The organism is Clostridium sp., from assembly GCF_036569345.1.
Classification (GTDB): domain Bacteria; phylum Bacillota; class Clostridia; order Clostridiales; family Clostridiaceae; genus Clostridium_AD.
This window is the reverse complement of sequence record NZ_DATCQT010000139.1, coordinates 1-14,534: the sequence shown is the minus strand read 5'-3', so window position 1 is coordinate 14,534 and position 14,534 is coordinate 1. Positions and strand designations below refer to the sequence as shown.

The 14,534-nt window shown below is 30.0% G+C and carries 13 protein-coding genes; 5 read left to right on the top strand and 8 right to left on the bottom strand.

Annotated elements, in window-relative coordinates:
- Positions 1 to 294: 294 nt before the first annotated feature.
- Positions 295 to 963, bottom strand: coding sequence for a spore cortex-lytic enzyme (gene sleB, locus VIM70_RS13380; RefSeq protein WP_331946298.1), 669 nt, complete (start codon positions 961 to 963; stop codon positions 295 to 297).
- Between the two features lie 174 nt (positions 964 to 1,137).
- A complete protein-coding gene (locus VIM70_RS13375) occupies positions 1,138 to 2,400 on the bottom strand; it encodes a magnesium transporter (protein ID WP_331946265.1) in 1,263 nt (420 codons plus the stop codon).
- A gap of 461 nt (positions 2,401 to 2,861) precedes the next feature.
- On the opposite strand from VIM70_RS13375, the gene VIM70_RS13370 reads away from it, so the two are divergent.
- A complete protein-coding gene (locus VIM70_RS13370) occupies positions 2,862 to 4,856 on the top strand; it encodes a YgiQ family radical SAM protein (protein ID WP_331946297.1) in 1,995 nt (664 codons plus the stop codon).
- Positions 4,857 to 5,637: 781 nt separating this feature from the next.
- Here VIM70_RS13370 and VIM70_RS13365 read toward each other — a convergent pair.
- Positions 5,638 to 6,522 (bottom strand): YegS/Rv2252/BmrU family lipid kinase, encoded by an 885-nt coding sequence (locus VIM70_RS13365; protein WP_331946264.1) that lies wholly within the window; start codon positions 6,520 to 6,522, stop codon positions 5,638 to 5,640.
- A gap of 174 nt (positions 6,523 to 6,696) precedes the next feature.
- Positions 6,697 to 7,125 (bottom strand): CBS domain-containing protein, encoded by a 429-nt coding sequence (locus VIM70_RS13360; protein WP_331946263.1) that lies wholly within the window; start codon positions 7,123 to 7,125, stop codon positions 6,697 to 6,699.
- A 258-nt stretch (positions 7,126 to 7,383) separates the two neighbouring features.
- On the opposite strand from VIM70_RS13360, the gene pssA reads away from it, so the two are divergent.
- A complete protein-coding gene (gene pssA, locus VIM70_RS13355) occupies positions 7,384 to 7,896 on the top strand; it encodes a CDP-diacylglycerol--serine O-phosphatidyltransferase (RefSeq protein WP_331946262.1) in 513 nt (170 codons plus the stop codon).
- 84 nt (positions 7,897 to 7,980) lie between these two features.
- On the opposite strand, the gene VIM70_RS13350 is transcribed toward pssA, so the two are convergent.
- The 4 genes from VIM70_RS13350 to VIM70_RS13335 all read right to left on the bottom strand — a co-directional run bounded on the left by VIM70_RS13350 (position 7,981) and on the right by VIM70_RS13335 (position 12,027).
- Positions 7,981 to 8,310, bottom strand: coding sequence for a hypothetical protein (locus VIM70_RS13350; protein WP_331946261.1), 330 nt, complete (start codon positions 8,308 to 8,310; stop codon positions 7,981 to 7,983).
- Between the two features lie 113 nt (positions 8,311 to 8,423).
- Entirely contained in the window at positions 8,424 to 9,308 is an 885-nt protein-coding gene (gene sdaAA, locus VIM70_RS13345) for an L-serine ammonia-lyase, iron-sulfur-dependent, subunit alpha (RefSeq protein ID WP_331946260.1), read from the bottom strand.
- Positions 9,309 to 9,339: 31 nt separating this feature from the next.
- Positions 9,340 to 10,017, bottom strand: a complete 678-nt coding sequence (sdaAB, locus tag VIM70_RS13340) for an L-serine ammonia-lyase, iron-sulfur-dependent subunit beta (RefSeq protein ID WP_331946259.1) — start codon at positions 10,015 to 10,017, stop codon at positions 9,340 to 9,342.
- Positions 10,018 to 10,368: 351 nt separating this feature from the next.
- A complete protein-coding gene (locus tag VIM70_RS13335) occupies positions 10,369 to 12,027 on the bottom strand; it encodes a nucleoside kinase (RefSeq protein ID WP_331946296.1) in 1,659 nt (552 codons plus the stop codon).
- A gap of 132 nt (positions 12,028 to 12,159) precedes the next feature.
- Between VIM70_RS13335 and VIM70_RS13330 the strand changes: the two genes are divergently transcribed.
- From VIM70_RS13330 to VIM70_RS13320, 3 genes are all read left to right on the top strand, one after another.
- Entirely contained in the window at positions 12,160 to 12,849 is a 690-nt protein-coding gene (locus VIM70_RS13330) for a DUF421 domain-containing protein (RefSeq protein WP_331946258.1), read from the top strand.
- The gene (locus VIM70_RS13325) at positions 12,846 to 13,226 is read left to right on the top strand and encodes a DUF4363 family protein (RefSeq protein ID WP_331946257.1); all 381 of its coding nucleotides are present in this window, start codon (positions 12,846 to 12,848) and stop codon (positions 13,224 to 13,226) included. The genes VIM70_RS13330 and VIM70_RS13325 overlap by 4 nt, the downstream gene beginning before the upstream one ends.
- 147 nt (positions 13,227 to 13,373) lie before the next feature.
- Positions 13,374 to 14,321: a ketose-bisphosphate aldolase gene (locus tag VIM70_RS13320; protein WP_331946256.1), complete on the top strand. Its 948-nt coding sequence runs from the start codon at positions 13,374 to 13,376 to the stop codon at positions 14,319 to 14,321.
- Positions 14,322 to 14,534: the final 213 nt, after the last annotated feature.

Below are 14,534 nucleotides of genomic sequence, written 5' to 3'. Positions count from 1 at the left end.
TGTTTACCACTTTTTATGTAAAATTTGTTTAAAGTTTGTATAAATTTTGTTAAATTTTTGTGTATAATATATGTAAATTGTTTAAACGCATTTAAGAATATTATACCATATTTTAAATAATACTAATGTTATCTTGTAAATAAATATTTAAATATATCTGAGTTATCATTTAATCTAATATTTTATAATTTAATATAAAAAAGCTACTTAATAATTTCTAATATTATTAGAAATTATTAAGTAGCTTTTAATGTTAAGTTTATTTAAAATATATTACATTAAACTTAAATTTTATCAACTGCAAAATCTATGTTTACCAATTATTTTTATAAGAGGCCTTGACCATATCCACTTATTAGTACTTGTTGCAGGGTTAAAATAGAATACAGCACCTCCCGAGGGATCCCATCCATTTAATGCGTCACTTGCAGCCCTTGTAGAACTCGCTTCTATTTTTGCATTAATTTGACCATCTACTATAGCTGTGAATGCACCTGGTTGATAAATTACTCCTGCTATTGTAGACGGAAATCTCGCATCATTTGTTCTATTTAAGATTACTGCACCAACAGCAACTTGGCCTTCATAAGGTTCTCCTCTAGCTTCACCATTTATAAGCCTAGCTAATAATTCTACATCCTTGTTATTTGTTACGTTTTTGCTAGAGGGTGATCCACCGGAGGTTGATGTGCTAACGGGCAACCCGATGGCTGCAAGTGTCGAATTTCCTATTATTCCATCTTCTGCTAATCCATTCTTTCGCTGAAAAGCCTTGACAGAAAGATAGGTATTGTACCCGTATATTCCATCAACATTTTCATTATAGAAACCCCAATTTTTTAATTTAGTTTGAATTAGTTTAACTTGGTCTCCTCTTGACCCATATTTGTAAACCTGCGCTATAGCTCTTGCCGAAATATTAAAATAAACTTCACTTGCAAAATATGCAATTAAAATTACCATAACTACAGCGCTGCATCTTTTGAGTAAATGTTTTCTAAGTTTCAAATTTATCCCTCCTTAGATTAAATATATATAATTCATTAGCATCATTAGTTTGTGTTAAATTCAAAAAAAAATACACTGTGCTACTATAATCTAGTAACACAGTGCATTTATATAATTCTTATATAGCCTTTATATAATTTTTTTAAGTTTTCTTTTCCATCTAGGAGACAATAGTTCCTCAATTATATCATTCATAATTACTATTCCACATAACTTTTCATCGTTATCAACTACAGGTAAAGAAATCAAATCATATTTAAGTGCAAGCTCGACAGCTTCTTCAATATCTTGATTATCTTTTATTTTAATAACTGTATCATCCATAATATCTTTCAATTTCCGAATCGGTGCTGATAAAACTAAATTTCTAAGTGAAATAGATCCTTGAAGTTTTTCATCTTCATCTACAATATAAATATAATGTATTACCTCATCTTCAGGCTGAAGTTCCCTTAGGATTTCTATAGTTTCACTAGCTGTAATATTGACATTAAAAGATATAAAATCTTTATTCATTATGCTCCCGACAACTTCCTCTTCATAATTCATAAGATCTCTAATTTCTTCTTCATCGTCTTTATTAAAGTTTAGGAGAATTTTTTCTACATCGACTTCCTTCATCTCATCTAAAATATCAGCAATTTCATCATTAGGCATTTCATCTAAAATCTCCTGTGCGAGTATACTATTTATTGTACTTAGAATATCCGCCTGAACCTCTGGTTGTAGTTCTTCTAGAGTATGCGCTGCTAAATCTTTATCAAGACTTTCAAAAATTTTATTTCGGGCCTTAGTATCCAGTCCTTCTAAAATGTCTGCAAGATCTGCTGGATGAAGTTTAGTTAACTTCCCATAGGGTCTTGTTAATTTTAAGCTATGATCTACCATTTCTAGTGATTGAACACTCTCCCATGTTATGCTATTTTCTCTAGGTTTTTTACCTAATATATTATAAAAAGCTCTTATTAATCCGTCTAATTTATATTTTCTAGAAGCTGCAATAATACCCGATTCTACTGCTACAACCCTTATTTCTCCAGCGACTTTTTTCATGGTTAAATCATTAACTTTAACAACTTTCTTTCCATTAACATCTACTATTTGTTTGTTTAGTAAATGCTTAGATAAAAGGTAAGAGAATTTTCTAGGAATTATATCCTTAACCCCTCTTACTTGTACACTTATTTTTTTATCTTCTTTACATATTTCAATATTTCTAAATTCATAATTATAAATTTCACTTGCTTTTTTAATTTTATATCCTATAACTCTTGGATACCCTTGATCAGTTGTAACGTAAATATCGAATAACTTTCCGATATTATCCTCAAATTCATCATACACATTTTGATATAATAACTTGCTTAAAAAAAACTCAGAAATTATTTCCATAGATATCCCTCCTCTTATACAGAGAAATATCAAAACATAATTTTAACCATTGATTTTTATCACTACTTATACTATGTCAATTCTTAAAATAAGAAATTCTCTGCATATTAATATTCAATTTTAGATTTAATTTTGACCTTCTAATTCGAGGGTCATCTTCCATTTATTTTCACCACCTATAATTTTTTTTCCATATAAACTAATTCATTATTATGTTTTTACTTTATTTCAAAAAACATTTTCTCTATATAAGTATATTATATATACTTCAAAATGCAACTATAAAAGAAAAATTCCATATATTAATAAGGTTTTAGCAATTACAAACTTTTATAGTTCATATTCTTCAGTAATTATGTTAATATTATTAGATAGAGTTAGCACAAGACAACGAACCCTCGTTTAATGAAATATGAGTTCGACGAACCAAGGTTCGACTAGTCTCTTAGGAGGATTATATGATAGTAAATAAACAATTTTTACCTATTAGCATGAATGATTTAAAGGAAAGAAATATATCTCAATTAGATTTTATAATAATTACAGGGGATGCATATATAGATCATCCATCTTTTGGAACTGCAATTATCGGAAGAACTTTAGAACGAGAAGGTTTTAATGTAGGTATTATAGCCCAACCTAATTGGGAAGACGTTGAAGATTTTAGAAAACTCGGTAAACCTAAATATGCATTTATTATAAATTCTGGCAATATAGATTCTATGGTCAATCACTATACTGCAGCAAAGAAAAAAAGGCATACTGATCTTTATTCACCAGGTGGTGAGTCAGGTCATCGTCCAGATAGGGCTGTAATTGTGTATTGTAATAGAGCCCGCGAGGCATTTAAAAATGTTCCAATTATAATTGGAGGTATAGAAGCAAGTCTTAGGCGGTTTGCTCATTACGATTATTGGGACAATAAAGTAAGGCGAAGCTTATTAATTGATGCCAAAGCAGATTTACTAATCTATGGCATGGGAGAAAAAACAATAGTCGAAATGGCTAATCTTTTTAAGTATGGTATGAACATAGATAAAATGACTACCCTTCGTGGCACGGTCTATGCTTCAAAAGATATTAGTGAACTTAAAGATTTCATAGAAGTCCCTTCTTTCGAAGATGTAGTGGCGAATAAAAATGCTTATGCCCAGAGTTACAAATTACAATCCTTGGAGCAAGATGATATAAGAGGAAAGACAGTAGTACAAAAACATAGCGATCGATATGTAGTACAAAATGCTCCTCAAATATCTTTAACGCAAAATGAAATGGATATAACTTATGGTCTTCCATACACTAGAACATATCACCCTATATATGAAGCCAAAGGTGGTATTCCAGCTATAAAGGAAGTTGAATTTTCTATAACCAGTCATAGAGGTTGTTTTGGTAGTTGTTCATTTTGTGCTTTAACCTTCCATCAAGGCAGAGTTATCCAAAATAGGAGCCAAAAATCTATTATAGACGAAGCGACACTTTTGACTACTTTAAAGGGCTTCAAGGGGTACATTCATGATATAGGCGGTCCTACAGCAAATTTTAGACATAGAGCTTGCAAGATTCAAGAAAAAGTAGGTGTATGCAAGGATCGACAATGTATGTATCCAATCCCTTGTAAAAATCTTATTATTGATCACACAGAATATTTAGATTTATTAAGAAAGGTTAGAGTCATTCCGAACATCAAAAAAGTGTTTATTCGTTCTGGAATAAGATATGATTATTTGATTTATGATAAAAATACTAAATTTTTTGAGGAATTGTGTGAACATCATATTAGCGGTCAATTAAAAGTAGCACCTGAACACATTAGTGACAAGGTACTAGATCAAATGGGAAAATCAAAAAGAGAAGTGTATGACCGTTTCGTAAAAAAATATGTCGCATTTAATCAAAAACTAGACAAAAATCAATTTTTGGTTCCATATTTTATGTCAAGCCACCCAGGTAGTGACCTCGTTGAATCTATTAAATTATCAGAATACATTAATGAAATGGGCTACACTCCAGAACAGGTTCAAGACTTTTACCCAACACCTGGTAGTTTATCTACTACAATATATTACACAGGAATTGACCCTTTCACAGGCGCAAAGGTTTATGTTCCAAATGATCAAAAAGAAAAAAACATGCAAAGAGCTCTGCTTCAATTTAAAAATCCAGAGAACTATAATATAGTAAAAGAAGCACTAATAAAAGCTCATAGAGAGGATCTAATTGGTTTTGATAAAAAATCATTAATACCACCAAGACCAATGAAAAACAATACTAATTCGAAATTCACAAGGAAAAAGGGTTCTAAATCATCCCCTGTGAAGTCCGATTCGAAAACCTCTTCTGGTACTACTTTGAAGATTAATTCAAAACCAACTTTAATGACATCACCGAAAATTGCTTCGAAGAAGGCACCAAGACCTACTTCAAAACATCATCCTAGAACAAGACAAGGTTAAAAAATAAAAGGGATATACAGCTATATATTTACTTATAGCTGTATATCCCTTTTTAGTATTTTGCCTTTATATTACTTTATTTTTTAAATTTTATTAAACCATAGTTTATAGTTACAATCCAAAAAATATCCCCTAGTAATAACCATGCAATATCTGAATTTATACAAGTTAAAAGTACTGATAATAATGTAACGCTAGATGATATTATTATCAGCAGAGTGCCTATTTTGTTAGAATAGGTTTTATTAAGAAGTTCTATACCCTTTATAATAAAAATCGAATTTAATATAAGAAGCCCCACATAAAAATAATCTTTGAGGTTTAATTCTATAGAAAATCCACTGATATTTGATATATTAATAATTGCAGTTGATTTATATATAACAGTGAAGTAGGCTATAAATAAAATGACACATATAAATAAAATTTTTTTAAGTTTAATTCTATTATTTCTAGAAAATATAAAGAGTGAAACGATACCACATATTGGTATATAAAGAAAATTTGTGTATACTAAGGGTTTTAATAGATACAAATAATTTTGATTTTTCATAATGAAAAAAATTAATAAGGCTATGTATCTAAACGTCATTAAAATTAAAGCTATAACACTTATTATTTTAATTTTTTTAGGTGCATATAACAAAGTTGAAATTATGCCTTGATATAATAAAATAACTATTATTAACAGTAGTAAAAAATATATACTCATTTATATACTCTCCCCAAAATTGCTCTTGTTAATATTTATTAATTTATATATAAAAATATGCATAACTTACTATATTTTAGCACCTAATATGGATATTCCACCTTTGATACATTCTATAACGAGTGGAAAATCTGGTCCTCTTTCTCCATCTATATCGGTAACAATATTTTCAAAGCATTCTATTTCCAATCTGTTAGTTTTAAAATAAACAATTCCCTCAACATTTTCTAAGTGTTCATTTCGAATCATTTTAATAAAAACATTTAAAATATTCTTCATTATTCCAGCCTTTATTATAATTACATCTAAAAGTCCATCGTCTACCCTAGCATTATATGCAAATTTTAAGCTACCTGCTGTCTGTCCATTAAACACTAACATTAAATACATATCTCCATCAAACAACACTTCTTGTGAACTGACCTTTATTTTTAATTTTTTAAAATTAGGTAATTGCTCTAAACCTTTTACATAGTATGCCAATTTACCAATAGTATTTTTCAAATTCATATCCATTTTTTGAGAAATATCTGTAAATAAACCAGTACTTGCTACATTTAAAAAATATTTATTATTTATCTTTCCTATATCAACCTTTTTTACTTCACTTTTTAATATTTGATTACATGCTTTAGAAATATCATGAGACATCCCTATATAATTAGCGAAATCATTTGCAGTACCTGCTGGTAGAATTGCTATAGGTAAATCAATATTTCTTTTTTTCATTTCATTTACCACACTATCTATTGTTCCATCTCCACCTGCTATTAAGACGTACCTATACCCTTTATCAATATCATAAAAAGCATCAGTTATAGGATATCCATAACATATTCTATATGGCACTATTGTATGTTCATATTTTTGATGAATACTTATTATCTCATCTAAATCTGATGTTATAGTATTTTCTCCAGAATATGGATTGTAAATAAATTTTACCTTATTCATTAAATTCTCTCCTATTTCGCGCTTAGATTTGATAATTAATTTACATATATTATACCTCTTTAAAAATAAATCCACAAGAATTCCTTTCCTTGTGGATTTTGTCTTAAGTGTTTTATAATAAATAATAAGTTTCTATTAAATATGTAACTTGTTATTTATTAAAATACATAAATTCTAAATATTATGAATACAGGGAATAGAAATTTCACTAAGTGCTAGCGTAGCCTCTTCACGACAATTTGGTTCTAACGCCAAATCTCCAAGTGTTACTATTCCAATTAATTGGTTATTTGATGTTATTGGTAATCTCCTTATTTGCCTTTCACACATAATCCTAGCAGCATCATCCACATTTATATTCTCTTCTCCTACCACTGGGTTTGAAGTCATGATATCTCGTACCTTTTGTGATTTTATATCTAGACCTTTAGCTATACATCTAAGTATTATGTCTCTATCTGTTACAATGCCAATTACTTTTTCATTTGCATTTACAGGAATTGATCCTATATTATGCTCCTCCATAAGCTTTGCTGCATGTTCCGCTGTATCATCCGCAGATAAACTTATAACGTCTTTAGTCATTATTTCAGAAACTTTCATTTTATATTCCTCCTTCTTAGTGCTTTAGTGTAGATAAATATTAATAATTATTTTTATTTTAACCATAAAGAAAAATTAATATTAATATTTTTTTATTTCACTTAGAATTTTTCCTTTTGGGTAACAATAAAATATATGATAAACTTACTTAAATATTGATGTAAAGTAAGGTATAATTAAAAAGATGATTTTTATAAAAAACAATATCATAATATTCGAATTTATAATTAATTTTTATTATTTTAGGAGTGATGTTTAGTGAAGAAATCTTCTGTACCAAATATTCTTACCTTTGGAAATCTGATTTTTGGTTTATTATCCTTATTAATGACTTTTGAAACTAATTACAAGTTATCAGTTATCTTCATATTATTAGCTGGTCTTATGGATAGGTACGATGGTCAAGTAGCACGTTTTTTAAAAGTATCTAGTGACCTTGGAAAAGAATTAGATTCGTTAGCCGATTTAGTATCTTTTGGCGTAGCACCTTCTATTCTTATATTTTATTTATATAATTTCAAATCTCTAGGCTATTTAGGGTACGTTTGTTTTCTGATTTTTCCTGTAGCTGGTGCATATAGGCTAGCAAGATATAATAATTCTACATTTAATAACGTTTATACAGGTATTCCTATTACTCTAGCTGGAATGCTCGTTGCACTTTACGCTTTAATTACTTTAAATTCGCCTAATAATTTCCCACTTACTATTATTATAATGTTTATACTCTCTTATCTTATGGTAAGTAAATTTCAAATAAAAAAAGTATAAGAAATATTTCTCACACTTTTTCATAGGTACAAACAAACAACAAATATCTATACTATACCTAATTGTTGTTTGTTTGTTTGTGCCTTAATCTTTTAACCTTAAATCCTCGTCAATTTCTGTTTCTATAAACTCTATTTGAATCTTACATTTCATAACTTCAGTTTTTATTTTGCAATAAGACATATAACCATAACTAGCATCATCTAAAACTTTAATCGTTTCGTCTATAATGTCTCCCAAATTATCCGCTCTTTTTAGTGCATCCTTAACATCACTTTTTTTTCCTAGTGCAATTCTATTTAATTCCTCTGCTCCACCTATTAATACCCTATAGGAATTAACTAGTTTACTTAAAATATCTGCCAGATTATTTATATCGTTATAATAATTATCAATTACCCTTCTATGTGCCAAATAATCACCTTTTAGTTTAATTATATTATTGTGTATTTTAAATTATGACTATTATGAAAAAAGGAACATCCTTTTAGGATATTCCGCTCTTAATATATAAAAATACATTTATTTTAATGTTTTTCTTTTAATAGAATTTCTTTTGCTAGTCTTTGGCCTGTGGGAGTTGTCGCAAGTCCACCCATGGCAGTTTCTCTTAATTCACAAGGTAATTGTTTGCCTACTGTATACAAAGCGAAAACTGTATCATCAAAAGGTATTCGACTTGTAACACCACTCATAACTAAATCTGCAGTAGTTAAAGCACTGACTGTTCCAGCTATATTTCGTTTGGCACAAGGCACCTCAACTAAACCAGCAATCGGGTCGCATACTAATCCCAGTACGTTTTTTATGACTATAGCCGCTGCGTCCATTGCCATAGCGGGGGTTCCACCCATCATTTCAACTACGGCCGCCGCGCCCATTGCTGCTGCTGATCCACATTCAGCCTGACACCCACCTTCAGCTCCAGATAGTGTAGCATTCTTAGCAATTATAATCCCAATACCTGAAGCCGTGAATAACGCATTAATTAACTCATCTTCAGTTTTATTTAATTTCTCTCCTGCTGTAATAATTACTGCTGGCAGTATCCCACAAGACCCCGCTGTAGGTGCCGCAACTATTCTACCCATGGTTGCATTAACTTCTGAGCAAGAAACAGCTCTCGCCATTGCTTTTATCATAAATTCTCCAGTCAGTGTATTTTTAGCCTCTGCATACCTATTGAGTTTAAATGCATCTCCTCCTATTAAACCACTTATTGATCTAGTTTCATTTATAAGTCCGTATTCTGCAGCCTCTTTCATTGTATTCAAATTTTTTCTCATCTTCTCAATAATTTCGTGCCTAGGTAGACCACTTTCTTCTTCTTCACACATTATTGTATATTCCCAAATTGATATATTTTTTTGCTGACATATATTTAAAATATTTATTCCTTTGTTTGCAAACACAATTTCATCCTCCCTAACTTTCTTAACTATATTATGACTGTGGTACTGGAGTTATTTCTCTTATATTGTAAATGTTCGGCATGTTTTTTATTTTATCCAGTACGTTATCAGGCACTATTGTATCCGTTTCAAACACCATGACCGCCTTTAACCCTCTGCTGTTTCTATAAACCTTCATTAATGCTATGTTAATATCCATATTATATAATATGGTACTCACTTTTGAAATCACACCCGGAGTATCTTTATGTCCAATTATAATTGTTGGGTTCTTACCTGTAAATTCAACTGGTTCACCATCAACTTCAAAGATTAAAATATTCCCTCCCCCAACAGATGAGCCAATGATTTCAACTTCTCTCGCACTTTTTTTTGTTATAATAAACTTAACTGTATTAGGATGAACATCACCCAAATCTTCAAATTCAAACTTTATACCGAGACCACGCTCTTTAGCTATACTTATTGAGTCTTTAAGTCTATCATCCCAAGGATCCATTCCTAAAATTCCTGCGACTAAGGCTCTATCAGTTCCATGACCTTTGTAAGTTTTAGCAAAAGACCCATGTAAAACAAATCTGACCGATCTTATATTTTTTCCTGCAATTACAGCCGCAACCTTACCAAGCCTTGCAGCACCGGCTGTATGCGAACTTGACGGACCTATCATAATTGGTCCCAATATGTCAAAAACACTATAGTCTTTCATTTTTATCTCCTCATCTGTTTTTATACTCTATCTCCAATGCAAAACAATCATTATTATTTTATCCTGCATTTACATATATTATTCTTTTGTAATAATTTAACTAATATTAATTGTTTGCTATCCTACATGTTAAAACCTTAAGATGTCGCAACAAAAAATACCTGCATATCAATTATACAATTATCCCTTCGTAACTTGCAATACCTGCAAGAAAAATTTCATTTTTTTCTTTATACATTAAACTATGTAAGTTTTAATTTTAAAAATTGAAAACATCCATTATGTAAATAATGGATCTGTTAATGCATTTCCATTCTCTACATGATAGATGCTCTAGCTAGTTATTACATTTTAATATTGATAGAAACAACTTCCGCCAGTAAATTCTCTTATTATTGAATTGTCTGGTACTAAATCTTTGTCTACATCTATAAAGAAGTTTAAGAAGCTTTTTAATCTACTTGCTTCATAATATACTGGACTTTCTTCTGTGATTTTATTAAGTTCCGCTAATGCAAATTTTTTAAGCACACAAAGTTCATAAACTACACTAGAGTTAAACATAACATCTGCCTGTTCTTGAAATACAAAAATATTTTTTTCCTCTCCACGTTTTACAGAAGGCCATCTTTTAAGTGTATCTTCTACCCCATATCCCCTTGATAAATAATCTCTAACTATTCTTCTCGTCATTCTTACGTCTGTTGTAGAAATTCTGTTGTGATCATCTAAATTAAGCTGCGTTAAAGGGCTTATATATATTTTAAATTTACTATCCTTAGATATTGAGGAAGTTAAGATTTCGTTTAATCCATGTATTCCTTCTACAATCACAACTCCATTATCAGGAATTTTAATTTTATTTCCATGCCATTCCCTTTTTCCCGTCATAAAATTAAAAGTTGGTATTTCAGTTTCTTCTCCACGAAGTAATAGTTCTAAATCCCTATTAAAAAGTTCTAAATCTAAAGCATATATAGATTCAAAATCATATTCTCCATTTTCGTCTCTTGGAGTGATGTCTCTATCAACAAAATAATCATCTAACGATATAAATATTGGTATAAGACCATTTACACTTAATTGAATACCCAGCCTTCTTGAAAAAGTCGTTTTTCCTGAAGATGATGGACCTGCTATCAGCACTAATTTTACTTTTTCCTTTTGATGGATCATATCTGCAATGTAGGCAATTTTCTTTTCATGAAGTGCCTCAGCTACCCTAATTAGATTAACAACATCCCCATTAACTACTTCATCGTTTAGGGAACCAACACTTCCAACACCCAGTATTTCTCCCCATTGAGCGGCTTCATAAAATACTTTAGCTAGTTTTTCATGTTTGTAAAATTTAGGAATTCTGTCTGGAGTATCAATAGTCGGATATCTTAATATAAAACCTGGTTCATAGTATATTAAATCAAATGTTTTGAGTATTCCTGTTGAATAAGCCATCATGCCGTAGAAATAGTCATATCTCCCATCTAATTCATATAGTTTTATTTCCTTAGCAGTAACATATTTTAAAAGCTTAACTTTATCTTGCATATCATATCTTGTAAAAATCTCTATTGCCTGTTCTTTTGAAAATGCAATTCTCCTTATAGGAATATCTGCTTTTATTATTTCACTCATTCTACTTTTTATTTCATATATATCATCAATATCTAATTCAGGGTTTTTATCGATTTCACCAAATAATCCTTTACTTAAAGAATGTTCAACCGAAATTTTAACTTTAGGGAACAATTCAGAAATCGCTTTTATTAGGACAAACTGGAGGGTTCTAACGTATGTCATCATTCCAATTTTACTTGTAATATCCACAATCTCAAAATTACCCTCAGTGGTGATAGTGTTTCCTAGCTCATAAAGTTTATTATTAATCTTACCTAAAACTACTGGAAAACCATTTGATAAACTATTTTCTTTTAAAAAATCATTTAATATAGTCCCCTCTGGAACTAAAATGTTTTCACCATCTTTAAGTCCTATATTGAAAGTTATGATACAATCATCCCCTATTTTTTTAGTGATTAGTACTATTATACTTTAATTATTTAAAAATGTATCCTGTACCCCTTATAATTTTTCTATTTAAACGAAACATATACATTATATAGTAGAGAGGAAGGTAATATTATGTTAATTTTAGTAATCAGGACTTTTTTCTTATACTTTGCAGTAATATTTATTATGAGAATGATGGGAAAAAAACAAATCGGTGAACTAGAACCTTTTGAGCTTGTAATTGCATTAATGATTTCTGATCTTGCTACCTTTCCTATGGAAGATATAAGAATACCTATTTCCCATGCACTTATACCAATAATTACTTTGCTATTTCTCCAAGTAGGTACCTCCTATATTGAACTCAAAAGCGAGAAGGCCCGAAGAATATTAACTGGCACGCCCAGTATATTAATAAAAGATGGCAAAATTGATATTGAAGAGCTCAGATATCAAAGATTTAATATTAATGATCTATTGGAAGAGCTTAGACTAAAAGGATATTTTAATTTATCCGATATCCAGTATGCTATTTTAGAGACTAGTGGGGAGTTATCTATATTACCTAAAACTGGTCAAAGTAATGCAACTAAAGACGATCTAAACTTAAAAATAACTCAAGAGTCTTTGCCTGTGCCTTTAATTATGGATGGTTATATAAATTATAAGAATTTAAAACTTTTAGAAAAAGATGAAACTTGGTTATATCATATATTAAAGAAAAATAAAATTTCAACAGTAAAAGAAGTTTTCGTAGGAATGCTTGATTCTAAAAATAAATTTTATTATCAACTTAAGGAAGGGAAAAATAAAAAAAGATGAAAAACCTTTTGATAGCTTTTAGCTTATTCACTGTAATGATTATAGGAATATTTTTATCTGTAAATGTTATTAACCGCAGTTGTTCTGATTTACAAAAATTGAACTCTTCCCTAGAAATTTATATAATGAACGAAAATTATCAAGGTGCATATGACTTATCACTAGATTACAAAGCCAAATGGGAAAAGGCTTCTAAATTTTTAACTCTAAATATACATCATGAAGACATAGATCATTTAGACAGTGAGATTTTAAAACTAACACAATATATAAAATTAAAAGATAGATCTGAGGGCCTAGCCACTGTATATGTTATGAAATATCTTGTAAATCATATTATGTCTCATGAAAAAGTATCTATAGCAAATATTTTTTAATATTTTACATTTGTTATTTATTTTCATGTGACTTATAATAAAGGGGTAGAAAATAGTCCATTAATAGCTTATAATTATATATGTATCAAAACTGTCCCACAGGGACGATAAATGTCCCTATCACAAAATTTGAAAGGTGGAATTAAAATGGCTTTAGTTACTACTACTAAAATGTTCGAAGAAGCTCTCAAAGGAAAATACGCAATTGGAGCTTTCAATATCAATAACATGGAGATAATACAAGGCGTTATTGACGCCTGTGCAACACACAAATCAGCAGTTATACTTCAGGTATCAGGTGGAGCTATGAAATATGCAAGACCAACATACTTAAGAAAAATGGTAGAGGCCGCTGTGGAAGACACTGGTCTTGCTATTGCTCTTCACTTAGATCACGGTTCAGATTTTGCACAATGCAAACTTGCAATAACATCTGGTTTTACTTCAGTTATGTATGATGGTTCTCATCTTGATTATGAAGAAAACGTACGTACAACTAAAGAAGTAGTTGAATATGCTCATTCTAAAGGTGTTGTAGTTGAAGCTGAGCTTGGTAAACTTGCTGGCATAGAAGATGCTGTTAATGTTTCAGCAAAAGACGCAACATATACAGATCCAGATCAAGCAGTAGATTATGTAACAAGAACTGGTATTGATTCTTTAGCTGTAGCTATAGGAACAAGCCATGGTGCATATAAATTCAAAGGTGAACCTAAACTTGACTTTGAAAGATTAACTTTGATTACAAAAAAATTAGAAGAAGCTGGAATGCATAATTTTCCAATAGTACTTCACGGTGCATCTGCTGTTGATCAAGATTACGTTGCCATGATCAATGAATTTGGTGGAGAAATGAAGGGTGCAAAAGGAATACCACTAGAAATGCTTCGAAAAGCTGCTTCTATGGCTGTTTGTAAAATAAACATGGATACTGACTTAAGACTTGCTATGACCGGTTCAATAAGAAAAGTACTCACTAAAAATGTTGGCGAAATAGATCCTAGAAAATATCTAGGAGAAGCTAGAAACAACATAACAAAATTAGTTGAAGGTAAAATCATTAATGTTTTAGGTTCTGCTAATTCATCTAAATAATATAAACCAATATAATTTAAATCTGATTAATTTTTAAAAATACCCACAGTATATTATACTGTGGGTATTTTACAGGTTGTTTACAAACCCAGTATAATTTTTTATTATACTGGGTTTATTTTACATGTAGTTATGCGATAGCATTTTGAATTATGAATGAGTTAGAACAAAACACTATATTTCGCATTAGAAAATCAAAAAACAGTTGAGATA